Raw genomic sequence first — 25428 nt, 5'->3', positions numbered from 1 at the left:
CCCGCAGCGCTCCCCGTGACTTGACGCCCTGACGGTTTCTCGCCAAGGTTAATAGGTCAACAACGGCTTAAATAACGGTTTATAAAGAGCATCAAACGGTAAAAAACCGCTTTGTAACCCGCCATCAGCCATATAAAGCACGGGGAAACTTATGAAAATAGCACTACCACTCAGCCTAACCAAAACAACGCTGGCGCTTGCACTGGGATTGGGCAGCGCCACTGCCGCCATGGCCCAAACGCCATCGGTGAACGTGGCCACTGACCCAAGCTTTGTGCCGTTTGAAATGATGGATCAAGAGACCGGCGAAATGGTCGGCTTCGATATGGATATCATCAACGAAGTCGCCGAACGCGCAGGTTTTGAAGTCAACCTCACGACCATGGAGTTCTCCGGCATCATTCCCGCCGTGCAAACCGGCAGCCAGGAAATCGCCATTGCCGGTACCACCATTACGGAAGAGCGTGCCGAAGTTGTCGACTTCTCCGACCCCTACTACGATTCCGGTCTTCGCATTATTGTGCGTGCCGACAATGACAGCGTCGAAACACTAGAAGACCTTCAGGATCTCGCCGTTGGTACCAAAATTGGTTCCACCAGCTACGACTACCTGCAGCAAGAGCTTGGCGAAGATGCTGACATCACCCCCTTCCCGGGTACTGCCGACATGTACATGGCGCTGCTAGGCCGCAACGTTGACGCGGTGCTCTATGACGCCCCTAACGTTGCCTACTTCTCGCAAACCCGTGGCGAAGGCCGTACCAAGGTTGTTGGCCCGCTATATGAAGGTCAGCAGTACGGCATCGTCTTCCACAAAGGCAGCGAGTGGGTGGAACCCACCAACGAAGCGCTCGCCGCGATGAAAGAAGACGGCACTTACGATGAGATCTACACCAAATGGTTTGGTGAAGCCCCCAGCGAAGAGTGAGTGTAAAACCTCTATAATAGCGTAACGCCATTACAGGGCCGGGTGGCCAAAACCCCCGGCCCTGCTGCGTTGATCATGTGTTTTTTGCCAACTGCTTTTTTGTTTCAGGAGTCTACGCGTGGACGTCAATTTTCAGTTTGATTGGTCGGCGGCGTTTGGGTCTATCCCTTACCTGCTGCCGGGTATTCCCTGGACGCTACTTATCTCATTTGGCGGCTTGGCCATTGGTTTTTTTATCGGCATATTCTTTGGCCTGTTACGCATTAGCCCCCTGCGCTGGCTACGCTGGCCGGCCATCATTTATGTCGAAGTGTTCCGCGGCACGCCGATTCTGGTTCAAGTACTGTTTATTTTTTACGGCTTACCACAACTGCTGGGTGGGCCAATTAACGCCCTGGTCGCCGGTATTGCCGCGATCGCCGTTAATTCCGGCGCTTACATCTCTGAAATCGTGCGTGGCGGTGTGCAGTCAATTGAGCGCGGTCAAGGGGAAGCTTCGCTCTCTCTGGGCCTTTCCCGCACTCAGGCGTTTCGCTACGTTATCTGGCCCCAGGCGTTTCGGCGCATGATCCCGCCTCTTGGTAACCAGGGCATCATCAGTATCAAAGATACCTCCCTGTTTTCAGTGATTGGCGTCAGTGAGCTGGTGCGCCAAGGGCAGATCTATATCGCCACCACCTTCACGGCCCTTGAGGTCTACTTTATGGTCGCCCTGATGTATCTGGCGATCACCTGGACGCTCTCCATCATCCTGCGCCAACTTGAGCGCAGAGGCCTGGCCGGACAATAAGGACACGCGCAATGAGCGAGACATTGAACAACACAACGCAACCAATTGTGCGTATGCAGCAGCTCAACAAGCACTTTGGCAGCCTGCACGTACTCAACGATATTGACCTTACGATTGTGCCCGGTGAAGTTGTCGTGATCATCGGCGCCAGTGGCTCAGGTAAATCGACGCTGATTCGCTGTATTAACGGCCTGGAAGAGTTCCAATCAGGCAGTCTGGTGGTCGATGACAATGAACTGCTGCCCTATGGAAAGAGCACCCAAGCACTGCAAACCATCCGCACCGAAGTGGGCATGGTTTTTCAGCAATTCAACCTGTTTCCCCATCTCAGCGTCATCGATAATGTCACACTGGCGCCGATGAAAGTGCGCGGTTTAAGCCGTGACGACGCGGTCAGCAATGCCAAACGTTTGCTTGACCGGGTGGGTATCGCCGACCAGGCCGATAAGTACCCCAGCCAGCTCTCAGGCGGCCAGCAGCAGCGTGTGGCGCTCGCTCGTGCCTTGGCCATGGAACCCCGGCTGATGCTATTTGACGAGCCCACATCGGCGCTTGACCCGGAAATGATCGGTGAAGTGCTCGATGCCATGCGTGAACTGGCCAAAGAGGGCATGACCATGGTGATTGTTACCCATGAAATGGGCTTTGCCCGTGAGGTTGCCGACCGGGTGATTTTTATCCATAAAGGCGAGATTACCGAGCAGGGACACCCGGAAAAACTGTTCGATTCACCGCAACATGAACGTACTCAATCCTTCCTTGCGCGGGTGCTTAAACACTAGATGTGAACACTCAATGCCCTCGCGTAGACCTGCGCTTGGCACCTAAATAACGCGTTCGCTAATGCGAAATGACGCTTTTTTACCGGCCTGTCGACACGACAGGCCATTTTTTTGCCTGTGGATAAACTTTTTTTACATTAATCGTTTTTATCTCCGCAAGGCCTACCATGGGCGTCTCTCAGCGTTAGCTCCACACCCAACGTTGCTTGTTCACAGCTGCGGTAACAACCCAGGTACTGGCCGGTGGATAAGCCGTGGCCAATTGCATCTGTGGATAAGGCGCTATTTCATCCACAGGCTTAGCACCCTTTCTACCCAGGCACTCCCGCCTTCAAACATGTAGAAGTCAACAATATAAGTTGATGAAATAATTAATAATTAATCGCTTATACACAGAAATTGTCCACACTAGTAGTTACAACATTTACAGAACTTCTCTTATTTTATATTTATGTTGTTATTAATAGAGGCGGTTTAGCGATTTGAGGTGTGGAAAAACCTGACGGTTACCCACAGGGGGTTTATACTTGCCGACTCATTGATCTAAGGTGGCTGCGTCTAGAATCGACTGCATTGGCCACATCATCCGTGCCGACAGGCACAAGACGAGGTGTCTCTTGAATTACCCCGACCGCTTTGACGTGATTGTCATCGGCGGTGGCCATGCGGGAACTGAAGCCGCACTGGCCTCTGCTCGCATGGGCTGTCAGACCCTGCTGCTCACCCATAACATCGAAACTCTGGGCCAAATGTCGTGTAATCCCGCGATTGGCGGCATCGGCAAAAGTCACTTGGTCAAGGAAATTGATGCACTGGGCGGCGCCATGGGGCTTGCCACGGACTTGGGTGGTATCCAGTTTCGTGTGCTCAATGCCAGCAAAGGGCCCGCCGTTCGGGCCACCCGTGCCCAGGCTGACCGCATCCGTTACAAGTCAGCGATCCGCGGAATGCTGGAAAACCAGCCCAACTTAACGATTTTCCAGCAAGCCGCTGGTGATCTGATTGTGGATAACGACACCGTACGAGGCGTCGTCACGGAAACCGGCATTCGTTTTCATGCCGACAGCGTCGTGCTGTGTACCGGGACATTTTTGGGTGGCGTGATTCATATTGGTTTGGATCAAAGCAAAGGCGGCCGAGCGGGCGACCCGCCTTCCAACGCGCTGGCTGAACGTCTGCGCGCCCTCCCGTTTCGGGTTGACCGCCTAAAAACCGGTACGCCGCCGCGCATCGATGCCAAAAGCGTGGATTTTTCCCAGTTGGAAGAGCAGCCCGGTGATAGCCCAACGCCGGTTATGTCCTACCTGGGATCGCGGGAGATGCACCCTCAGCAGGTGAGTTGCCACATTGCTCACACCAATCAGCACACCCACGATCTGATTCTGGCCAATCTTGATCGCTCGCCGATGTATTCCGGCGTCATCGAAGGGATTGGGCCACGTTACTGCCCATCGATAGAAGACAAGGTTCATCGCTTTGCCGATAAATCCAGCCACCAGGTGTTTATCGAACCCGAAGGCTTGGATACCCATGAGCTCTACCCCAACGGTATCTCGACTTCGCTGCCCTTTGACGTGCAGATTCAGGTGGTGCGTTCCATCAAAGGCTTGGAAAACGCCCATATCACCCGGCCTGGCTACGCCATTGAGTACGACTTTTTTGACCCACGAGACTTAAAACACTCGCTGGAAACTAAATTTATCCACAACCTGTTTTTTGCCGGTCAAATCAACGGCACTACCGGCTACGAAGAAGCCGGTGCTCAAGGTTTGCTCGCAGGCCTGAATGCCGCCCGCCGCGCTCAGGAGCTGGACGCCTGGTATCCCCGCCGCGATGAAGCCTATCTCGGTGTACTGGTTGATGATCTGATCACTATGGGTACCAAAGAGCCCTACCGGATGTTTACTTCCCGTGCGGAGTACCGCCTGCTGTTGCGGGAAGACAACGCGGATTTGCGCTTAACCGAAGCGGGCCGGGAATTGGGTCTTGTCGACGACACGCGCTGGGCAGCGTTTAGCCAAAAACGCGAGGCTATCGAACAAGAGAGCGCGCGGCTAAGCACCCTGTGGATACAACCGGGAAGCCCAGCGGCTGAGCAAGTGGCCGAAAAAACCGGGGCACCGCTCACTCGCGAGTATTGCTTGAGTGATCTGCTTAAACGCCCTGAATTGAATTACAGCGATTTGGCCAATCTGCCCGGCATTGAGGGCACCCTGGTCACTGACCCAGCAGTCGCCGAGCAGGTGCAGATTCAGGCTAAGTACCAAGGCTATATCGATCGTCAGCAGCATGAGATCGATAAACTCAAGCGCCACGAAGCCACGCCACTGCCTGCGGAGCTGGATTATTTAAAAGTCGAAGGTTTGTCTAACGAAATTCGCCAAAAGCTGGCTGAAGCGCGGCCGGAAACGCTTGCTCATGCGGCGCGGATTTCAGGCGTTACACCGGCGGCCGTCTCTATTTTGCTGGTGCATCTGAAAAAGCGCCGGTTGGTAGCCGCAGCTGAGGTAGTTAACGGATGAGTTCGTTGAACCCACTGTTGAAGACGCTACCTACAAGCGTTGCACCACGGCTCGATCAAGGCCTTACCCAATTAGGCATCGCCGTTGACGAACATCAACGCCAACAGCTGCTAGGCTTATTGGCACTGTTGCACAAGTGGAATCGGGCTTATAACCTCACAGCGGTGCGCGATGTGGACGACATGGTGTCGCGTCATGTGTTGGATAGCGCCGCTGTGTTGCCCTATGTGCAGGGGCCGCGGCTACTGGATGTAGGTGCGGGTCCTGGGCTTCCAGGTATCGTATTAGCGATATTAGCCCCCCAGCTTGATGTAACACTGCTGGATAGTAATGGCAAAAAGGTGCGCTTTCAGCGTCAGGCGGTAATGGAGTTAGGGCTTGAAAACGTCACTCCCGTACAGGCGCGGGTGGAACAGTTTGAAGCCGCCGCTTTTGATCAGGTGATTTCCCGAGCATTTGCCAGCTTGGTCGATTTTGTCACCTTGACCCGCCAGCTACCCAGCGCCGATGGCCAGTGGTTAGCCATGAAAGGCCCGGGGGCGGATGATGAACTGCGCGACCTGCCCGCCGGTATACGTTTATATCAGCGTCACCTATTGGAAGTACCCTTTGAAGCGGCCCAGCGGCAGCTGCTGATCTTGGATGTTGAAAGCTAAATGTGAAAGCTGAACGTTGATTCTGACCCCCAGAAGGAGTTGAGTAAGTGAGCCAGATCATTGCCCTGACCAACCAAAAAGGCGGCGTGGGCAAGACCACCTCGGCCGTTAACCTGGCGGCCAGTCTCGCTGCGCTCGACCGTCGCGTACTGCTGGTGGATCTTGACCCCCAAGGCCATGCCAGCATGGGCAGCGGCATCGATAAATACGAGCTCGATAAAAGCGTGCTTGACGTTCTACTGGGCGAAGCAACGGCCGCTGATACGATTGTCAAAAAGCTGGCGGTCAAGTACGACGTACTGCCGGGTAACGGTGATCTCACCGCCGCCGAAGTCGAGCTGCTAGATCGCGATAAAAGCGAGAGCTGCTTAACCAACGCACTAGCTTCGGTCTCGGATGCCTATGACGTAGTGTTGATCGACTGCCCGCCCTCTTTGAACATGCTAACCGTGAATGCATTAACGGCTTCCGATAGCGTGCTGATCCCTCTTCAGTGCGAATTTTACGCCCTGGAGGGGCTGTCGGCCCTGCTCGATACCGTTGAGCAGATTAAGCAAAATGTGAATCCTGATCTTGCCATTGCGGGCATTTTGCGCACTATGTATGACAAGCGCACCAGCTTAACGCGGGAAGTGGATAAGCAGTTGCGTGACTATTTTGGCGACATGCTGTTGAAAACGACCATTCCTCGCAACGTCAAAGTTGCCGAAGCGCCGAGCCACGGATTACCCGTTACGCAATATGCCCGGTTCTCCCGTGGTAGCCAGGCCTATCGTGTGTTGGCGAAAGAGATGATTCGTCGCCTAGCGTTATAAAATGAGGAAAAGCGAATGACGCGTAAACCCGCGCTGGGACGTGGCCTGGATGCCCTGATTGGTGCCGGTGCCCGTCGCCGTGACAGCTTAGAACTTGCCGGTAGCGGCACCCCGTTGGAGCTTTCTGACGCCGCGCGTAGTGCCGCGGCCGATGACGTTAGCGAAGATCGCCTTGAACGTCTGCCGTTAGGGCAATTAACGCGAGGTAAATATCAGCCGCGCCGGGATATTCAGCCCGAAGCGCTAGAAGAGCTGGCAGACTCCATTCGCGCCCAGGGCGTGATGCAGCCCATCGTCGTGCGTCCAATTGGCGTGGATCGCTACGAAATTATTGCCGGTGAGCGTCGCTGGCGGGCAGCCCAACTTGCTGAGCTAGACGTTATCCCGGCGGTGATCCGGGAAGTCAGCGATGAAGTTGCCCTGGCGCTGGCGCTGATCGAAAACATTCAGCGTGAAAACCTCAACGCCATCGAAGAAGCCATGGCGCTCAAGCGCCTGGGCGAAGAGTTTGAGCTTACCCAGCAGCAGATTGCCGACGCAGTGGGTAAATCGCGCACCCAGGTAGCCAACCTGTTGCGCCTGCTGGCGCTAGATCCGGAAGTGCAAACCCTGCTCGAACGGGGTGACCTGGATATGGGCCACGCAAGAGCTTTGCTGACGCTGAACAGCACCCAGCAGCGGCAGGTGGCTCATGAGGTGGTCAATAACGATATGACGGTGCGGGCCACCGAAGCGCTGGTGAAAAAAGTCCAAACCAGTCAAACACCAACCAAAACGCCTAACCGTCAAAGCAAGCAGCCCGATGTGGCCAAGCTTGAAACACATCTTGGCGAACTGCTCGGTGCGCCTGTCTCCATTGATCATGGTCAAAAAGGCAAAGGTAAGTTAACGATACGTTATACCAGCCTCGAAGAATTGGATGGCATCTTGAATCATATTAAATAGCAGGCTATTCAATATCACGTAAGAAGCGCACACGTTTTCCCCCTTTGGTCGCAAATCAGCCCTTAAGCGGGCAAAATCGGTGCGACTTCGGTTGAAGGTGTGATAGCGCTTCCCTATAATCGCGCAAGATTTGTGCAGGTTGCCTTGGTTTGTCTAGCTATTAGCTGGTCGAGGTATTGGTTTTTATCAGTGAGGCTGGGCCGGTATGCAGCGATACGAAACCCAGCGTCGAAAAGCCTACATCGTTCGGCTCACGATCGCGCAACTGATGATCACCTTCGTTGGTATGTTGGCCGCCTATCTAGTCGCCGATTTAGAAGGCGTGTCATCGGTTTTTAAAGGGGCGCTGGTAGCCTTATTACCGCACGCCTTTTTTATCAAACGAATGGGGGTTTTACGCGCGAGTAGCCCTTCAAAGGCAGCGATGCGCCTGTTTCGCGCCGAGGCAGGCAAGTTTGGTTTGACGGTGGCACTGTTTGTTGCAGTGTTCGTGGCAGCGCCCCCCTCAAACCCTACTTTCTTTTTTTATGCTTATGTTGCAGTTGTTCTAACGCATTGGCTTACGCCTTGGTTAATGCCAAAAAACGCTAATGCCTAGAAAATTGCACAACTGATTGAGGTGACACATCCATGGCCGCAGGAAACGAAGTCTCAACGACTTACTATATCCAGCACCACTTGCAGAATTTGACCTTTGGCAATCATCCTGAGAACGGCTGGTCGCTGGCGCATTCAGCAGAAGAAGCAAGTGAAATGGGCTTTTGGGCCATTCACCTGGATACCATGGGCTGGTCGATTGCCATGGGGTTGCTGTTTATCTGGATTTTCCGCAAAGCGGGCAAAATGGCCACCACGGGAGTACCCAGTGGTCTGCAAAATGCCGTTGAGATGGTCGTAGAGTTTGTCGAGGACATGATCAAGGGGACATTTAAAGGGCATAACCCGATCATCGCCCCCCTCGCGTTGACGTTGTTCGTGTGGATTCTGTTCATGAACACGCTCAAAATTATTCCGGTCGACTACTTCCCCGTGCTGTTCAGCAAGCTGGGCGTGGACTACATGAAAATTGTCCCCACCACCGATGTGAACGCCACGCTGGGTTTGGCATTAGGGGTATTCGGACTGATCCTTTACTACAGCTTTAAGGTTAAAGGCGTGGGTGGTTTCGCCAAAGAGCTGTCATTGACCCCGTTTAACCACTGGGCGCTGATTCCCTTTAACCTCCTGCTGGAAATTGTCGCGCTGCTGGTTAAACCGTTTAGTTTGGCGATGCGTCTGTTCGGCAACATGTTTGCCGGCGAAGTGATCTTTATTTTGATCGCCATGCTGCCGTTCTGGGCTATCTGGGTGCTGGATGTGCCGTGGGCCATTTTCCATATTTTGATCGTCGTACTACAAGCTTTCATCTTTACAGTGCTGTCCGTGGTGTATCTAAGCGCTGCACACGAGCATCACTAATCCGAGCAATGCTTGAAACACATTAACCCTTAACCTCAACCCTCGACCTTTAACTTGAAAAACTAGGAGCATTACCATGGAACTTATCTACATTGCCGCTTCCATCATGATCGGTCTCGGCGCTCTAGGTACCGGCATTGGCTTCGCTATTTTGGGTGGTAAGCTGCTGGAATCTACAGCGCGTCAGCCTGAACTGGGCGACCAACTGCAAACCAAAACCTTCCTAATGGCAGGTCTGTTGGATGCCGTTCCGATGATCGGTGTTGGTATCGCAATGTACCTGATCTTCGTTGTTGCCGGTTAATGACAGCTCAGCCGAGCGTTAAGCGCTCGGTTTTGTTTCACTCCGGTCGCCACGAACTTGTCAGAGGTACATTCCTGTGAATATCAACATGACGCTAATCGGGCAGACGATCGCCTTCGCGATCTTTGTCTGGTTTTGCTTAAAGTATGTGTGGCCTCCGATCAGCAACGCGCTTCATGAGCGTCAGAAAAAAATTGCTGATGGCTTGGATGCAGCCAGCCGTGCTAACCGTGATCTTGAGCTTGCTCAAGAGCGGGCGGAGCAGACGCTGCGCGAAAGCAAGGAGCAAGCTTCTCAGATTCTTGAGCAGGCCAACAAACGCTCTGCCCAGATAGTTGAAGAAGCCCGCGAACAGGCCCGCGCCGAAGGCGAACGCCTAGTAGCGAGTGCACGTTCCGAGATTGAGCAAGAAGTGAATCGCGCTAAGGATGAACTTCGTGCCCAGGTCTCTTATCTCGCCGTTATGGGTGCCGAGCGTGTTCTTGAAGCGTCGGTCGACGAACAAGCCCATCGCAAGTTACTCGATGAGCTTGCTGCTGAACTGTAAGGAGGTGAACCATGGCGGAATTACTTACCGTCGCTCGTCCTTACGCTAAGGCAGCGTTTGAATACGCGCGTGATCATGAGGCGCTTGATAGTTGGTCACAAGCGCTAGGTTTTTTAAGTGTTGCGGTAGCAGATGACGTCGTGCGCCATCGGCTAAGCAGTCCCAAATTAGACAGCGAGCAAAAAGTGTCGCTGCTTGTCGAGCTTATTCCTGAGCAACAGGATGAGGCTTTACAGCGATTTTTGACTGTTTTGGCTGACCAGGGCCGCCTGATGGCGTTGGCCTCCATTGCTGATCAGTTCGAGCACCTGCGTGCCGAACACGAGCAGCGGGTTGAAGTGAACGTCACCTCTGCTTACAAGTTAGATAGTAAGCAGAAGACCAAACTAGCGAACGCGCTTAAGAAACGTCTGAATCGCGAAATCTCTATTACTACTCAGGTGGACAAGTCGCTTATTGGCGGTGTCATCCTGCGTGCTGGCGATACCGTTATTGACGGCTCCGTACGTGGTCGATTGAACCGCCTTTCCGAAGCGCTAACCGCTTGAGTCTGAGGGACATGGCATGCAGCAACTGAATCCTTCCGAGATCAGCGACATCATCAAGCAGCGAATTGAAAAGCTTGACGTCGCATCCGAAGCCCATAATCAGGGCACCATCGTGACCGTTTCCGACGGTATCGTGAAAATTCACGGCCTCGAAGACGCGATGTTTGGTGAAATGATCGAATTCCCCAACAGCATCTTTGGCATGGTACTCAACCTGGAGCGTGACTCCGTGGGTGCCGTAGTGCTGGGTGACTACCTGCAGCTCGAAGAGGGCATGACCGCCAAGTGTACCGGTCGTATTCTCGAAGTGCCGGTAGGCCCTGAGCTGATTGGTCGTGTGGTCGATGCGCTGGGTAACCCCATTGATGGTAAAGGCGACATTAACACCACCATGACCGACGCCGTTGAGAAAGTGGCGCCGGGCGTTATTACCCGTCAGTCCGTCGATGAGCCGATTCAAACCGGTCTGAAATCGATCGATGCCATGGTGCCGATCGGTCGTGGTCAGCGTGAGCTGATCATCGGTGACCGTCAAATCGGTAAGTCCGCCATTGCCATTGATGCGATCATCAACCAGAAAGGCAAAGGCGTGACCTGTGTCTACGTGGCGATTGGCCAGAAGCAGTCGACCATTGCCAACGTGGTACGCAAGCTTGAAGAGCACGGCGCCATGGAGCACACCATCGTCGTCGCCGCTGGCGCTGCCGATCCGGCTCCCATGCAGTTCCTGGCCGCTTACTCTGGCTGCACCATGGGCGAATACTTCCGCGACCGCGGCGAGAACGCGCTGATTGTGTATGACGACCTCTCCAAGCAGGCCGTCGCCTACCGCCAGGTATCGCTGCTGCTGCGTCGCCCGCCGGGTCGTGAAGCCTATCCTGGTGACGTCTTCTATCTCCACTCGCGTCTACTTGAGCGTGCTGCACGAGTTAATGTCGACTACGTTGAGAAGTTCACCAACGGCGAAGTGAAAGGCAAAACCGGTTCCTTGACCGCGCTGCCGATCATCGAAACCCAGGGCGGCGACGTCTCCGCGTTTGTACCGACCAACGTGATCTCGATCACCGATGGTCAGATCTTCCTGGAAACCAACCTGTTTAACTCGGGTATTCGTCCGGCGATTAACGCCGGTCTATCGGTTTCTCGTGTAGGTGGTTCGGCGCAGACCAAAATCATCAAGAAGCTCGGCGGTAGTGTCCGTCTGGCGCTGGCTCAGTACCGTGAACTGGCGGCGTTCTCGCAGTTTGCCTCTGATCTTGACGAAGCCACGCGTAAGCAGCTTGAGCACGGCCAACGTGTCACCGAGCTGATGAAGCAGAACCAGTACTCGCCGATGTCGATCGCTGAAATGGCGCTGTCGCTGTATGCCGCCAACGAAGGCTTCCTGGATGATGTCGAAGTGAACAAGGTGCTGGACTTCGAGCGTGCCTTGCATGACTACATGAAGTCTGAGCACGCTGATCTACTCGACAAGATCAACCAGAGCGGCGACTACAATGGTGAGATTCAAGACAGCTTGAAGTCGGGTCTCGAGAAGTTCAAGGCGACTCAGAGCTGGTAATGTCTAGCCCGTCTGTGATGGACGGGTTTGCATGCTTTCTGAGAGCCACGAACGAAGGGTAGATCGCTATGGCAGCTGCAAAAGAGATACGCACCCAGATCGGGAGCATTAAAAATACGCAGAAGATCACCAGCGCCATGGAAATGGTGGCTGCATCTAAAATGCGTAAAGCGCAAGATCTGATGAGAGCTAGTCAGCCTTACGCTAAGCAGATCCGCAATGTGGTCGGCCACATTGCCGACGCGAACCCCGAGTACAGGCACGACTATATGGTCGAGCGTAGCGAGGTTAAGCGCGTTGGTTACATTGTGGTCTCTACAGACCGTGGTCTGTGCGGTGGCTTGAACCACAACCTCTTCAAAGCCTTACTTAAACAGGCCAGCGAGTGGAAAAAGCAGGGCGCAGAGCAGGATTTTTGCGCTTTGGGCGCTAAGGCCAGCACCTTTTTCCGCAACTACGGTGGCAATTTGGTGGCGGCGAAGAGTGGTTTAGGCGAAGCCCCGACCGTTGAAGGTCTGATTGGCAGTATTAAGGTCATGCTCGAAGCGTACGATGAAGGACGTCTCGACCGGCTTTACGTGGTGCACAACGAGTTTGTGAACACCATGACCCAAAAGCCAGTGGTTCGTCAGCTTCTTCCGCTGTCGCCTGATATGGGCGCAGACGCTGAGCAAGACGACGAAAACGCCCGTCCCGGAAGCTGGGACTACCTGTATGAACCGGATGCCAAGGCGTTGCTCGATAGCCTGCTGGTTCGTTTCATCGAATCGCAGGTGTATCAGGCGGTAGTGGAAAACGGCGCTTGCGAACAAGCCGCCCGAATGATCGCTATGAAAAGTGCCACTGACAACGCAGGCGGCCTTATCGACGATCTGGAGATGGTCTACAACAAGGCCCGTCAGGCCGCCATCACCCAGGAAATTTCTGAGATCGTCGGCGGCGCTGCTGCCGTATAACGCCTAGGGAGTCGACTACTTAAGCGACTCCCGGCAGACAGGTTTCATTTGCAGGTTTTAGAGAGGAACCAAGATGAGCGGACGTATCGTACAAATCATCGGCGCGGTGATTGACGTAGAGTTTCCGCGGGACTCTGTGCCCAAGGTCTACGACGCGCTGAAGGTCTCCGATGTTGAGACCATCCTCGAAGTCCAGCAGCAGCTGGGCGACGGCGTGGTGCGCACCATCGCCATGGGCTCCACTGAGGGCTTGAAGCGTGGCATGGACGTGACCAGCACAGGTGCCGCCATTTCCGTACCGGTAGGTAAGGAAACGCTGGGCCGTATTATGAACGTACTCGGCGAACCGATCGACGAAGCGGGACCGATCGGTGAGCAAGAGCGTATGCCGATCCACCGTAAAGCACCGAGCTATGCCGACCAAGCAGCTTCTAACGAGCTGCTGGAAACCGGTATCAAGGTTATCGACTTGGTCTGCCCGTTCGCTAAGGGTGGTAAAGTTGGCCTATTCGGCGGCGCCGGTGTCGGTAAGACCGTTAACATGATGGAGCTTATCCGCAACATCGCCACCGAGCACAGTGGCTACTCTGTATTCGCCGGTGTTGGTGAGCGTACGCGTGAGGGTAATGACTTCTATCACGAAATGACTGAATCCAACGTTATCGATAAGGTATCGCTGGTTTATGGTCAGATGAACGAGCCTCCGGGTAACCGTCTGCGCGTAGCGTTGACCGGCCTGACCATTGCTGAGAAATTCCGTGATGAAGGCCGCGACGTTCTACTGTTCGTCGATAACATCTACCGTTACACCCTGGCGGGTACCGAAGTATCGGCACTGTTGGGTCGTATGCCATCAGCGGTAGGTTATCAGCCTACGCTGGCTGAAGAGATGGGCGTTCTGCAGGAGCGTATTACCTCGACGAAAACCGGCTCAATCACCTCCGTACAGGCCGTTTACGTACCTGCGGATGACTTGACCGACCCGTCGCCGGCGACCACCTTCTCGCATCTGGATGCTACCGTGGTATTGGCACGTTCTATCGCCGAGCTGGGTATCTATCCGGCGATCGATCCGTTGGACTCCACCTCACGTCAGTTGGATCCGCTGGTCGTCGGTGAAGAGCACTACGCCACCGCTCGTGGTGTGCAGAACGTTCTTCAGCGCTACAAAGAGCTTAAGGATATTATCGCCATTCTGGGTATGGACGAGCTGTCTGACGAAGACAAGTTGGCCGTTTCCCGGGCGCGTAAAATCCAGCGCTTCTTGTCGCAGCCGTTCTTCGTGGCCGAAGTATTTACCGGTTCACCAGGTAAGTATGTCTCACTGAAAGACACCATCAGTGGCTTCCAGGGCATTCTTGCTGGCGAATACGACGATATGCCGGAACAGGCCTTCTATATGGTCGGCTCCATCGACGAAGCCGTCGAGAAAGCCAACCAGATGAAGAAGTAATCCCGTCCATTAGGGGGATTCGCTATGGCGAATAGCTTTACTTGCAATATCGTCAGCGCTGAAGCATCGATCTTCTCAGGTACCGTTGAGCAGGTGATTGCTTCCGGGATTATGGGTGACCTGGGTGTTTTGCCGGGTCATGCCCCGCTGCTGACCGAGCTTCAGCCGGGTCCGGTACGCGTGATTCACGATGGCGGCAAGGAAGAGAACTTCTTTGTCTCGGGGGGCTTCATGGAAGTCCAGCCGAATGTCGTGACGATTCTGGCCGACTCTGCATCACGTGCCAGCGACCTCAACGAGGCCGCTGCCGAAGAAGCGCGTCAGCAGGCGCTGAGAGCCTTTAATGAGAAGTCATCGGAGCTCGATTATACTCGTGCTGCCGCTGAACTTGCCGAAGCCGTTGCACAGCTGCGAACGATTCAGCAGCTGCGTAAAAAGGCGGGTAAAGGCTAATACTCACGCACTTGGCGTGTGTCCAACGCCCCTTAAACCCGCTACCAGGGTTTAAGGGGCGTTTTTTTGTTTGGCAGTCAAATAAGTAAGTATGATGAGTTTGGTCAGTAGAATGGGCTGGGTGATGGATTAGCTCGGCAGCACGACGCTTGTAAGCGCAAGGGGGGAGAATCATGGCACTGAATGATGAAAGCCTACAGGAATTAAAAGCCGAGCTGCTCGACGAGTTGGGCAAGGAAGTGCCCAGTAAATCGGTGCTCTCTTTGCGTTTGGCCGAAACCCGCTCCGCGGATATCGGTGAAGTGCTCGAAGAGATGATCGAGGATGACGAAGAGCTGCCTGCGGCGCTCGCCCTTCTGGATATTCTTTCTGCGGAACGGGCAGCCAATGTGCTGGGCTATTTGCCTGGGGAGAGCCAGCTCGAGGTGGTAGGAAAGCTGGATGACAGCCAGGTTCTCAAGCTGCTCGAAGAAATGGGGTCGGACGAACGTGCCGATCTGTTCAATCTTCTCAACGAAGACCGTCGTGAGGCACTGCTGCGTCGCATGGCTCACCGCGAGCGAGAAGACCTGAAGCGGCTTGCCAGCTACGAAGAGGGTACCGCCGGCGCCATCATGACCTCTGACTATGTCTCCATAGCCAGTGGCATGACGGTGTCGCAGGCGATGATGAGGGTACGCCAGACCGCTCCGGATGCGGAAACGGTCTATCAGCTGTATATCCTGGATAGCGACGGACAACTGATCGGTACCATGTCGCTGCGTCAGCTTATGGTGGCACGCCCCGGCGCCATTGTTGATGACATTATGATCAAGGATGTCATCAGTACACGGGTTGATAGTGCCCAGGAAGATGTCGCCCGTATTGTGGCGAAGTATGACCTGTTGGCGCTGCCAGTGATCGATGCCGATGAACGCATGGTCGGTATCGTGACCCACGATGACGCGATGGATGTCGCTGAATCCGAGGCGACAGAGGATTTCCACAAGGGGATGTCGATCGGCCAACTGGAAGATGGCGTAAGCCGTGTGAAGCTCTGGAGCCTCTACCGTAAGCGCGTGTTCTGGCTGGTACTGCTGGTCTTTGCCAATCTGTTTTCGGGGGCCGGGATTGCCTATTTTGAAGAGACCATTGCCGCCCAGGTAGCGCTGGTATTCTTTTTACCGTTATTGATCGGTAGTGGCGGTAACGCCGGGGCTCAGGCAGCCACGTTGATGGTGCGCGGCATGGCGACCGGTGACGTTGGCGTCAAAGATTGGGGCAAACTACTGGGCCGCGAGCTACTTGTCGCCGGGTCACTGGGTATCACCATGGCCATCGCGGTAACGCCTATTGGCATTATGCGCGGGGGAGAAGAGCTGGCAATGGTGGTCGCCTTGAGCATGGTGACCATCGTGCTGTTTGGCAGCCTGTTGGGGATGTGCCTGCCGTTCGTACTCGAGCGCTTTAAGGTCGACCCTGCCACGGCATCGGCACCGCTGGTGACCACGCTTATTGATGCTTCTGGGGTGGTGATCTACTTCAGCATCGCCACACTGCTGTTGACAGGGTTATAAGAGGAAACAACCAGCGGGTAGAGGCTCTAGCGCATCGAGCTACTGGCGGCGCGGGTGATAAACAGCACCTCGACGTGGCCGAGCCACTCAATATCGCTAGCCAGCGCTTTTAGTTGGCTAGCGAGGCACTGGGGCGGCTGATGCACTGCGTCATCAATGATCAATGATACCGACACCTTATCTTCCAAGTAGTGCAACTGGAGCTCGTTCAGGGTGCGCCACACAGGGTGTTTGTACCAGCGTGCATCCAGGGCTGCCTCTACTTCAGGGCGGAGCGGAAGGCCGGGAAGGCGGCTAGGATCACCCGCCCCGGCGTCGTCTTCGGGGTCAACGTGGAATATCACGTCGGTGAGTGCGGGAAACTCATGGCGTAGGCGACGGCTGACTTCATTACCTATTTCGTGGGCTTCCGACACGGTAATTTTCGGCCCGACCACCACGTGTAGGTCGACCATTACCCAGCCGGCGGATTGCCTGGTACGCAGATCGTGAACACTATCCACACCCGGAACGCTGCAGGCAACATCGTGCATCTGATCCTGTACGTCCTCTGGTAGCGCGGTATCCACCAATTCCCGCGCCGACTCCCACAGCAAGTCCAAACCTACCTTGCCGACTAATAAACCCACAATGATGGCGGCCACGGCATCCAGCCAACCCAAACCAAACTGGGCGCCCACCAAGGCTACTAACACCACGGCAGTGGATAATGCATCACTGCGCGAGTGCCAGGCGTTGGCTTCGAGTAACTTTGACTTTACCCGCTTGGCAACCCGCATGGTGTAGCGAAAAATCCACTCTTTGCTAAACAGCGCGATGACAGTAATCACGATTGCCAGCGCGCCAGGGGCGTTAACGTCGGCGCCGCTAAACAGGCGATCCAGGCTCGACCAGGCAATCGCGCCAGCCACGAAAATCAGTACGCTTCCCAGCAGCAGGGTCGTCAGGGTTTCGATACGGCCGTGGCCGTAGTGGTGGTCTTTATCGGGCTCCTGACGCCCATAGTGAATGGCCGCCAGGACAAAGCCGTCGGTGACTAAGTCTGATAGGGAGTGAATGCCGTCGGCAATCAACGCCGCTGAGCCGACCATAAAACCGATCGCGACTTTGACGATGCTCAACAGGGCATCCAGCCATGCTCCGATGTAGGTAACGCGCTTGGCCTCTTGGCTAAGTCGCGCTTGGTCGTGAACCACTGGCGTATCGATGGTCTGAGTCATGGGTACCTTGCAAGGACGCACGCATTCAATAGACGCCTATTGTAGCGCACTCCTTATATCCTCTATAGCCTCCACTGCTTTCAGGCTGTGAAACGATACCTTTGTGTGTCAGTGGTGGCTAGTCTCAGCAAAGGCAATGGCGGACAACGAATAGGTGGATGTGTATCCTTAAGCGCCATTGCAACCATTAAATTGTTTCTATGCACAGGATTTTTTTATGGATTGGCTCCAGGTGGTGGTGTTAGCGGTTGTTCAGGGAGTGTCAGAATTTTTACCCGTTTCAAGCTCTGCCCACCTAATCTTGGTGCCTGTGCTGACAGAGTGGCAAGATCAAGGCCTAGCCTTTGATGTTGCCCTACATTTAGGCAGCCTCTCCGCGGTGATTATCTATTTCCGGCAGGAAATTTGGCAGATGGTCATTAGCAGCTTGGCTGCGCTCAGCGGCAAAGGAGTGAACGAAGACGCACGACTGGCTTTATGGGTGACGTTAGCGACCATCCCGGTGGGGCTTATTGGGTTACTAATGCACGATGTTATTTCTCATTTTATGCGCTCTACGCTGATTATCGGCTTCAGTTTAATTGGTTTCGGGCTATTGTTGGGGTATGCCGATTGGCGTAAAGAGGGTACGCGCAGCGAGTACCAACTGCGTTTGAAGGATGTGCTTATTATTGGTGGTGCCCAGGCGCTAGCACTCATCCCAGGAACCTCGCGCTCGGGGATTACCATTACCGCGGCGCTGATGGTGGGCATGAACCGAGAAGGCGCCTCGCGCTTCTCTTTCTTACTGTCAATCCCGGTGATTGTGCTGGCAGGTGGCCTAGAAGCAGTAGGGCTGTTTAGCGATCCACAGTCGATTGATTGGATCGCGATGTTGGCGGGCACCCTGTTATCGGGAGTAAGCGCGTATTTGTGTATTCACTACTTTCTGGTGGTTATAAAAAAATTGGGAATGCAGCCCTTTGTGATTTATCGCGTGCTGTTCGGCGCCTGGCTGCTGTGGTTCTTTTATTTTTAGGATAAAGCAACGATGAAAAAGGCTGTTGAACGCACAGCAAGGTGGGGACGTGCACTGATCGTAACGGTCTCACTGCTGGGCTTGGGGTTAGGCGTGGCAGGCTGCTCAGAGAGTGATCGACCGCTGGAACCACCGGTACGCTTTGATGGCAATATTTTCGGCACCTTCTACCAGGTGACCATTATGGATCCGCTTACTCAGGGCGAGTCTCTTGAATTGGAAGAGGGCTTTAAAGCAGAGCTGGAGAGCGTTGATCAGGCGATGTCGACCTACCGGGATGACTCGGAGCTGATCGCCTTCAACGAAGCGCCTTTAGATGAGTGGCAGCCGCTCTCCAATGAGCTTATTGACGTGCTTGCGATTAGCCAATCCGTCGCGGAAGCCAGCCACGGCGCTTTTGATATTACTGTAGGCGACCTGGTCAATTTATGGAGCTTTGGCCCCGGTGCACGGCCTGAAACCGTCCCTTCCGACGATGCCCTGTCCGAGGAGCTTGCCCAGGTAGGCATTGATGCGCTAGAAATCGACACCCAAAATATGCAGGCGCGGCGTACCCGCGATGTGTTTGTCGACCTTTCCGGCGTGGCAAAAGGGCATGGAACTGACCGCGTAGCTGCTTACCTGGAGCAGCAGGGGCTGGAGCACTACTTAGTCAATATTGGCGGAGAACTGATCGCCCGCGGCCTGCGTGATGAGGAAGAACAAACGCCCTGGCAGATTGGCATTGAGGTGCCTGAAAATGGCCGGCAGCGTGCTCAGCATATTATCCCGTTAGAGAGTATGTCGGTGGCCACCTCGGGTGATTACCGCAACTATTTTGAAGTGGATGGCCAGCGCTTTTCCCACACCATTGATCCGCGCACGGGGCGGCCGGTGACCCACCAGCTTGCCTCGGTGTCTGTTTTCCATCCCTCCAATGCCTGGGCAGATGCCTGGGCGACGGCGCTACTGGTGGTTGGCGAACAGGAGGCGATGCAACTGGCCATTGAGAATAACCTTAAAGTGCTTTTGCTCGTGCGTGATGGCGAGCAGTGGCGCAGCATTGCTAGCCCGGAATTTGTTAATTATTTTGGGGAAACGCTGGTTAATGAGTTGGGCATTGAACAACGACGAACCCCAGCGACCAACAGCCCTGCCACAGACAGCCCGGCGCCCGCTGACCCATCAGTAATAGGTGAATAGTATGCAAGAACTGGATATTGTCATTCTCGCCGCGGGTAAAGGCACGCGGATGCGTTCACAAATTCCTAAAGTGTTGCATCCCTTGGCCGGCAAGCCAATGGTGCAGCACGTGCTGGATACCGCTTCAGGGTTGCAGCCGGATCGCACCCATGTCGTTATTGGTCATGGCGCTGACCAACTGCGCGAAGTGCTGGCAGAAAAGCCTGTAAAGTTTGCCGTTCAGGCCGAGCAGAAGGGCACCGGACACGCGGTGGCGCAAGCGCTCGAGCAGTTAGGGAGCGGTAAGGTGTTAATCCTTTACGGCGATGTACCGCTGCTGCAGCGGGAATCCCTGAGCGAGCTGTTGGCCCATGTGGATGAGCAGCACATGGGGCTGTTGACGGTAACGCTAGCTGACCCCTCGGGCTATGGGCGAATTGTGCGTGACGACGCAGGCGAAGCAGTGGCGATTGTTGAGCAAAAAGATGCCAGCAGTGCCGAGCTTGCGATTACCGAATGCAATACCGGTATTATGGCCATGACGAGTGCCCAGCTTAAACGCTGGTTACCGCAGCTCTCCGCAGAAAATGCCCAGGGTGAGTACTATCTGACCGATGTAATTGCCATGGCCGCAGCGGAAGGCATCAAGGTATGCACTGCCCAACCGGCCTCCGCCGTTGAAGTGGAAGGGGTTAATAATCGAGCGCAAATGGCTCGCTTAGAGCGCGTTTATCAACGCCAGTTGGCCGATAAGTTAATGGCACAAGGAGTGGCACTTGCCGACCCCGAACGGCTCGATGTGCGCGGACGTTTGACCTGCGGTCACGATGTGTTTATCGACGTGGGTTGTGTATTTGAAGGCGAGGTGGAACTAGGCGAGGGTGTGCGCATTGGCCCCTACTGCGTGATCAAAAACAGCACCATTGGTGCAGAGAGCGTGATAGAGCCCCACAGCGTGATAGACGGCACCGTGGCAGCTGGCCTGAACCAGGTTGGCCCCTTTGCGCGACTTCGCCCCGGCACGCGGCTAGCAGTAAAAGCCAAGGTGGGCAATTTCGTTGAAACCAAAAACGCCGATGTTGGTGAGGGCAGTAAGATTAATCACTTAAGCTACGTCGGTGATGCCCGATTGGGGCGTGACGTGAACGTGGGGGCAGGCACGATCACCTGTAACTACGACGGCGCTAACAAGCACCACACCGACATTGGTGATAACGCCTTCATCGGCTCGAACACCGCCTTGGTCGCACCTGTTTCAGTAGGCAAAGGCGCTACCATAGGAGCTGGGTCTACGATTGCTAAAGATGTCACCGACTATGCGTTGGCCGTTACGCGAGGCCGTCAGCTAGAAAAAATTGATTGGCTGCGTCCCAGTAAAGTGACAAAGCCATAGGGCGGGAAGGAAGCAATTAAAGAGGGCTCTTGAGTCAGTCCTTAAAACAGCGCTTAAAATCGTTTTTAAATGGTGCTAAGAATCATTAAAAAGACGTATTTATAATCAATGGTCGTCGTTCTACCGTTCAGCGGGTTGGTCGAGTAGCGTTTGTGAAGAGCTCTGGTTAATAAACTAGGAGAGTGATTATGTGTGGCATTGTAGCCGCCGTTGCCCAGCGCAACGTCCAAGAAATTCTATTAGAAGGACTAAAACGCCTGGAATATCGCGGCTACGATTCAGCCGGTATGACGGTGTTCAACGACGGCGTATTAACCCGCCATCGTGCGCTTGGAAAAGTGGCGGCGCTTACCGCTCAATTGGATAAGGCCGCGCTACCGGGTTTTTCGGGTATCGCGCATACCCGCTGGGCAACCCACGGTAAACCCTCTGAGGCCAATGCGCACCCGCACCACAGTAGCGATCAGGTTGCCGTTGTGCATAACGGTATCATTGAGAACTACGAGGCTATAAAAGAGAGCCTCCAGCGCAGTGGCTATGCGTTTAGCTCAGAAACCGACACCGAAGTAATTGCTCACTTACTCTCCGAAAAGCTGGCTGATGGGCTCAGCCTGTTTGATGCTACCCAGCAGATCGTTAACGGCTTAGGCGGCGCCTACGCACTGGGCGTAATGTGTGCTCAAGAACCTGGCGTGGTGGTTGGCGCGCGCCAAGGTAGTCCGCTGGTGGTCGGTGTGGGGATTAATGAGGCCTTTTTAGCCTCTGACCCGCTGGCGCTGCTGCCGGTCACAGATCGTTTTATTTACCTTGAAGAGGGCGATTTGGTCGAGCTGCGCGAGCAGGGTGCCATTCGCATTGTGGATCGCCACGGTAACGACGTCGAGCGCCCTATCCATACCTTTGAGCACGGCGATGGCGCGGCCAGTAAGGGCGATTATCGCCACTATATGCTCAAAGAGATTTTCGAGCAGCCAACGGTGATTGAGGCGGCATTAGAGGGGCGGCTGAGTGCTCAAAGCGTGTTAATAGAGAGCTTTGGCCCCGATGCGCTGGCGCTTTTCCAGCGCACTCGCCACATGCATATCATTGCCTGCGGCACCAGCTACCATGCGGGGCTGGTGGCACGTTATTGGCTGGAGCGCTATGCGGGGGTGCCGGTGCAGGTCGAGGTGGCCTCTGAATATCGCTACCGCCACCCGGTCGTGCCCGAAGGCACGCTGTTTGTCACCCTCTCCCAGTCCGGCGAAACCGCCGATACCCTGGCCGCGTTACGCTTTGCTAAAACCCTCAATTATGTGGGCTCGCTGGCGATTTGTAACGTGCCCGGTAGTTCGCTGGTGCGGGAGTCGGATATGTCTCTGATGACCCGCGCGGGCCCTGAAATTGGCGTGGCCTCTACCAAAGCCTTTACTACCCAGTTAGTGGCGTTAATGCTGCTGACGCTTTCGGTCAGTAAAGCCAAAAATCAGGTTGAGTATCTGGATATTATCGCTGCGCTGCGCACGTTGCCGGAGGTGTGTCAGCGGGTGTTGGCGTTGGATAGCCAGATCGAAATACTTTCCCAAGCGTTTGCAGAGAAACATCATGCGCTCTTCTTGGGGCGCGGAGCTCACTATCCGATTGCCCTTGAAGGGGCGTTAAAGCTCAAAGAGATTTCCTATATTCATGCCGAGGCGTATCCCGCAGGGGAGTTAAAGCATGGCCCGCTGGCGCTAGTGGATAGCGAAATGCCAGTAATATCGGTCGCCCCCAACGATGATCTGCTTGAAAAGCTAAAATCCAACCTTCAGGAAGTCCGTGCCCGCGGCGGCAAACTGTTTGTGTTCGCCGATGAAAGCGTGGGTATCGACGTTCAGGAAGATATTCGTGTGCTGACCCTGCCACACGTGCACGAAGCGCTGGCGCCGCTGCTGTATACCCTGCCGCTACAGCTATTGAGTTACCACGTGGCCGTGCTCAAGGGTACAGATGTTGACCAGCCCCGTAATCTGGCCAAGAGCGTGACGGTGGAGTGACGACGACGCCAAACCTTGTGAGTAGTTGAACTAATAAAAACGCTTTACGAGATGCGGCAATAAGTCGCATCTTATGCGCAACCGTTGCGTTGCAGCATGTCATTAGGGTGCTTATGATCGTGGCGGTCTTTTTCCCTTCTGATTGGATAACATCGCCATGAAACCACCAAACGTCCACGTAACCCGGCATTATGCTAGCCGGGTCGCTTGGTTGTTGCTCGCCTGCACGCTTTTTGTCTTTCCTTCCCTCTCTTATGCCGCCGCTGGGCCCCTTGATCTTACTCTTTCGCTTGCCGGTATCTCTTCTGTCGTGATCTTCGTGCTCGCCTATGCGTTGGTGATGAGTGAAGAGCTACTGCATATGCGTAAGTCTAAGCCGGTGCTGGTTGCGGCAGGGCTTATCTGGGCGCTAGTGGCCTGGGTCTATGTACAAGCGGGGATGCCGGAAGAGGCGGAAACCGCCTTCCGTGAAACACTGCTTGAATACGCTGAGCTACTGCTGTTTTTGCTGGTGGCAATGACCTATATCAACGCCATGGAAGAGCGTCGGGTATTTGATGCGCTACGTTCTTGGCTAGTGCGTAAAGGCTTCAGCTATCGCTCCTTGTTCTGGATTACCGGTGTCATGGCATTCGGTATTTCGGCGATTGCCAACAATATGACCACCGCCATGCTGATGTGCGCCGTGGTACTCAAAGTGGCCGAGGGTGATAATAAGTTTATCGGCCTTTGCTGTGTCAATGTGGTGGTAGCTTCTAACGCGGGTGGTGCTTTTAGCCCATTTGGCGATATCACCACGCTGATGGTGTGGCAGGCGGGCCAAGTACCATTTGAAGGCTTCTTCGCGCTGCTGCTTCCGGCGGTGGTTAATTTCATGGTGCCTGCGGTTATCATGAATTTCTTTATCGTCAATCGTCAGCCTGCTTCGCTTAAAGAGAATGTCTGGCTCAAGCGCGGCGCACGGCGAATTATCGTACTGTTTTTGATTACCGTGGCCATCTCGGTACTGTGCCATTCTATCCTCTACTTACCGCCTGCCATGGGCATGATGTTTGGTTTAGGCCTGCTGCAGTTCTTTGGTTACTACCTACGCCGCAGCCTGCCGCGTTCGCTTGAACGCAAGCGTGAGCGCTACTCCCGCCGGGGCGATTGGAAGAAGCTGGAGCAGCTGGGTAGCGTGGTTCCCTTCGATATTTTCAGCCGTATCGCTCGTTCCGAGTGGGATACACTGCTGTTCTTCTACGGGGTTGTAATGTGTGTGGGTGGCCTTGGCTTTATGGGCTACCTCAGCCTGCTTTCCGAAACGCTCTACGGCAGTTGGAACCCGGTGTGGGCGAACGTGGTGCTGGGGCTTATCTCGGCAGTCGTGGACAACATCCCGGTGATGTTCGCAGTACTTTCCATGGCCCCGGATATGACGGAGGGTAACTGGCTGTTGATTACCTTAACCGCAGGCGTGGGGGGTAGTTTGCTCTCTATGGGCTCAGCCGCGGGGGTTGCCCTTATGGGGCAGGCGCGAGGTATTTATACCTTTGCCGTACACCTTCGCTGGGTACCGGCAATATTGCTGGGCTATGCCGCCAGCATTGCGACGCATCTTTGGATTAACGGCGCGTTGTTTTAAACGCTGTATAGCAAACTGAAAACGCCCCTCACTGAGTAACCAGTGAGGGGCGTTTCTAGATGTAAATTAAATGGGTTAACGATCAGTCGTTATAGATCGTGGCCAGTTATGACTTGGCAAATATCAGCGAAGCTTTTCGCCATAGGCACCGGGTTGATTTCTTTACCTACCGCGCTCTGTATATCACTGGCTGAGATAATGCCGCGAATTCTAAGTTCGTGGTTATCGTTTTGCTCTGTGATTAACAGGTGTTGATCGGTCACGGCTTCCATCGACAGCACCAGATCCTCAATGGTCAGCGATGCCAGCTGGGCGATGGTCATGGCGCTAAGCTTGTGCCACGGGGTCATGATCATTTCAGCGGTCACTTCTTCGCGGCTGAGGTTACGCTGCTGCATGGCGATGTTGATACGCCGCGTACCAATCACTTCTTTTGAGTTAATAATGCCGATGCAGTGCGCTTGGTGATCCATCACGAACAGCAGTCTTACACCGCTATAACGCATCTTGAGATGCGCCTCGTCGATAGGCGTGTCGGCATCAACGGATTGAGGCATGACTTGGGAAAAGTCGGTCAGTACCGTCATCGCTGGGCTAGTAGGCAGTAGCCGCCGCGCCGTTGGCTTGGCTAGCAGTGGTGCTGAGCCTAGTTGAATTAAGGGTTTAGGTGAAAAAGTCACTTGGTTCATCAGGGTACCTCCATGTGGAGAAAAGAGGGAGCCG

At 54.5% G+C, this 25428-nt stretch carries 24 protein-coding genes; 22 read left to right on the top strand and 2 right to left on the bottom strand.

The genetic code is table 11. From position 1 onward, the window contains the following. Window positions 1-151: 151 nt before the first annotated feature. From HALTITAN_RS04220 to mgtE, 17 genes are all read left to right on the top strand, one after another. Complete coding sequence (locus HALTITAN_RS04220) at window positions 152-928, top strand: transporter substrate-binding domain-containing protein (protein ID WP_009286347.1); 777 nt, start codon at window positions 152-154, stop codon at window positions 926-928. A gap of 118 nt (window positions 929-1046) precedes the next feature. Further along, on the top strand, window positions 1047-1718 hold the full coding sequence (locus HALTITAN_RS04215) for an amino acid ABC transporter permease (protein ID WP_009286346.1): 672 nt from the start codon (window positions 1047-1049) through the stop codon (window positions 1716-1718). 11 nt (window positions 1719-1729) lie between these two features. Continuing rightward, complete coding sequence (locus HALTITAN_RS04210; protein ID WP_022521047.1) at window positions 1730-2500, top strand: amino acid ABC transporter ATP-binding protein; 771 nt, start codon at window positions 1730-1732, stop codon at window positions 2498-2500. A gap of 617 nt (window positions 2501-3117) precedes the next feature. Then, window positions 3118-5022, top strand: a complete 1905-nt coding sequence (gene mnmG / locus HALTITAN_RS04205) for a tRNA uridine-5-carboxymethylaminomethyl(34) synthesis enzyme MnmG (protein ID WP_039857846.1) — start codon at window positions 3118-3120, stop codon at window positions 5020-5022. Then, the gene (rsmG, locus tag HALTITAN_RS04200) at window positions 5019-5678 is read left to right on the top strand and encodes a 16S rRNA (guanine(527)-N(7))-methyltransferase RsmG (protein WP_009286344.1); all 660 of its coding nucleotides are present in this window, start codon (window positions 5019-5021) and stop codon (window positions 5676-5678) included. The genes mnmG and rsmG overlap by 4 nt, the downstream gene beginning before the upstream one ends. A 47-nt stretch (window positions 5679-5725) precedes the next feature. Continuing rightward, window positions 5726-6493 carry a ParA family protein gene (locus HALTITAN_RS04195; RefSeq protein WP_009286343.1) on the top strand — a complete coding sequence of 256 codons (768 nt, stop codon included), beginning with the start codon at window positions 5726-5728 and terminating at the stop codon, window positions 6491-6493. 15 nt (window positions 6494-6508) lie between these two features. After that, on the top strand, window positions 6509-7438 hold the full coding sequence (locus tag HALTITAN_RS04190) for a ParB/RepB/Spo0J family partition protein (protein ID WP_009286342.1): 930 nt from the start codon (window positions 6509-6511) through the stop codon (window positions 7436-7438). Between the two features lie 205 nt (window positions 7439-7643). After that, window positions 7644-8036: an ATP synthase subunit I gene (locus HALTITAN_RS04185; RefSeq protein ID WP_022521050.1), complete on the top strand. Its 393-nt coding sequence runs from the start codon at window positions 7644-7646 to the stop codon at window positions 8034-8036. A 32-nt stretch (window positions 8037-8068) separates the two neighbouring features. After that, on the top strand, window positions 8069-8896 hold the full coding sequence (gene atpB / locus HALTITAN_RS04180; RefSeq protein ID WP_009286341.1) for a F0F1 ATP synthase subunit A: 828 nt from the start codon (window positions 8069-8071) through the stop codon (window positions 8894-8896). A gap of 76 nt (window positions 8897-8972) precedes the next feature. Beyond that, complete coding sequence (atpE, locus tag HALTITAN_RS04175) at window positions 8973-9200, top strand: F0F1 ATP synthase subunit C (RefSeq protein ID WP_022521051.1); 228 nt, start codon at window positions 8973-8975, stop codon at window positions 9198-9200. Window positions 9201-9276: 76 nt separating this feature from the next. Continuing rightward, window positions 9277-9747 carry a F0F1 ATP synthase subunit B gene (locus tag HALTITAN_RS04170; protein WP_022521052.1) on the top strand — a complete coding sequence of 157 codons (471 nt, stop codon included), beginning with the start codon at window positions 9277-9279 and terminating at the stop codon, window positions 9745-9747. 11 nt (window positions 9748-9758) lie between these two features. Then, window positions 9759-10295 (top strand): F0F1 ATP synthase subunit delta, encoded by a 537-nt coding sequence (locus HALTITAN_RS04165; protein WP_027958508.1) that lies wholly within the window; start codon window positions 9759-9761, stop codon window positions 10293-10295. Window positions 10296-10311: 16 nt separating this feature from the next. Continuing rightward, the gene (gene atpA / locus HALTITAN_RS04160; RefSeq protein ID WP_009286340.1) at window positions 10312-11856 is read left to right on the top strand and encodes a F0F1 ATP synthase subunit alpha; all 1545 of its coding nucleotides are present in this window, start codon (window positions 10312-10314) and stop codon (window positions 11854-11856) included. A 68-nt stretch (window positions 11857-11924) separates the two neighbouring features. Then, entirely contained in the window at window positions 11925-12812 is an 888-nt protein-coding gene (gene atpG, locus HALTITAN_RS04155; RefSeq protein WP_009286339.1) for a F0F1 ATP synthase subunit gamma, read from the top strand. Window positions 12813-12885: 73 nt separating this feature from the next. Further along, window positions 12886-14265 carry a F0F1 ATP synthase subunit beta gene (gene atpD, locus HALTITAN_RS04150; protein ID WP_009286338.1) on the top strand — a complete coding sequence of 460 codons (1380 nt, stop codon included), beginning with the start codon at window positions 12886-12888 and terminating at the stop codon, window positions 14263-14265. A gap of 24 nt (window positions 14266-14289) precedes the next feature. Further along, entirely contained in the window at window positions 14290-14718 is a 429-nt protein-coding gene (locus HALTITAN_RS04145; RefSeq protein ID WP_027958509.1) for a F0F1 ATP synthase subunit epsilon, read from the top strand. 173 nt (window positions 14719-14891) lie between these two features. Beyond that, complete coding sequence (gene mgtE, locus HALTITAN_RS04140) at window positions 14892-16274, top strand: magnesium transporter (protein ID WP_009286337.1); 1383 nt, start codon at window positions 14892-14894, stop codon at window positions 16272-16274. A 26-nt stretch (window positions 16275-16300) separates the two neighbouring features. On the opposite strand, the gene HALTITAN_RS04135 is transcribed toward mgtE, so the two are convergent. Continuing rightward, window positions 16301-17494 (bottom strand): cation diffusion facilitator family transporter, encoded by a 1194-nt coding sequence (locus HALTITAN_RS04135; RefSeq protein ID WP_039857842.1) that lies wholly within the window; start codon window positions 17492-17494, stop codon window positions 16301-16303. A 217-nt stretch (window positions 17495-17711) separates the two neighbouring features. Between HALTITAN_RS04135 and HALTITAN_RS04130 the strand changes: the two genes are divergently transcribed. From HALTITAN_RS04130 to nhaD, 5 genes are all read left to right on the top strand, one after another. After that, window positions 17712-18512: an undecaprenyl-diphosphate phosphatase gene (locus tag HALTITAN_RS04130; protein WP_039857840.1), complete on the top strand. Its 801-nt coding sequence runs from the start codon at window positions 17712-17714 to the stop codon at window positions 18510-18512. Window positions 18513-18524: 12 nt separating this feature from the next. Further along, the gene (locus tag HALTITAN_RS04125; RefSeq protein ID WP_009286334.1) at window positions 18525-19694 is read left to right on the top strand and encodes an FAD:protein FMN transferase; all 1170 of its coding nucleotides are present in this window, start codon (window positions 18525-18527) and stop codon (window positions 19692-19694) included. A 1-nt stretch (window position 19695) separates the two neighbouring features. Further along, a complete protein-coding gene (glmU, locus tag HALTITAN_RS04120; RefSeq protein ID WP_022521059.1) occupies window positions 19696-21066 on the top strand; it encodes a bifunctional UDP-N-acetylglucosamine diphosphorylase/glucosamine-1-phosphate N-acetyltransferase GlmU in 1371 nt (456 codons plus the stop codon). A 188-nt stretch (window positions 21067-21254) separates the two neighbouring features. Then, window positions 21255-23081, top strand: coding sequence for a glutamine--fructose-6-phosphate transaminase (isomerizing) (gene glmS, locus HALTITAN_RS04115; RefSeq protein ID WP_039857837.1), 1827 nt, complete (start codon window positions 21255-21257; stop codon window positions 23079-23081). Between the two features lie 157 nt (window positions 23082-23238). Further along, window positions 23239-24705 carry a sodium:proton antiporter NhaD gene (gene nhaD / locus HALTITAN_RS04110; RefSeq protein ID WP_022521061.1) on the top strand — a complete coding sequence of 489 codons (1467 nt, stop codon included), beginning with the start codon at window positions 23239-23241 and terminating at the stop codon, window positions 24703-24705. A gap of 89 nt (window positions 24706-24794) precedes the next feature. Here nhaD and HALTITAN_RS04105 read toward each other — a convergent pair whose 3' ends face one another. Beyond that, window positions 24795-25394: a CBS domain-containing protein gene (locus HALTITAN_RS04105; RefSeq protein WP_027958514.1), complete on the bottom strand. Its 600-nt coding sequence runs from the start codon at window positions 25392-25394 to the stop codon at window positions 24795-24797. Window positions 25395-25428 lie beyond the last annotated feature (34 nt).

The sequence above is a fragment of the Vreelandella titanicae BH1 genome (assembly GCF_000336575.1).
In the GTDB taxonomy this organism is placed as follows: Bacteria; Pseudomonadota; Gammaproteobacteria; order Pseudomonadales; family Halomonadaceae; genus Vreelandella; species Vreelandella titanicae.
Note: the sequence above shows the minus strand (reverse complement) of the source record. Positions and strands in the feature narration are given on the sequence as shown.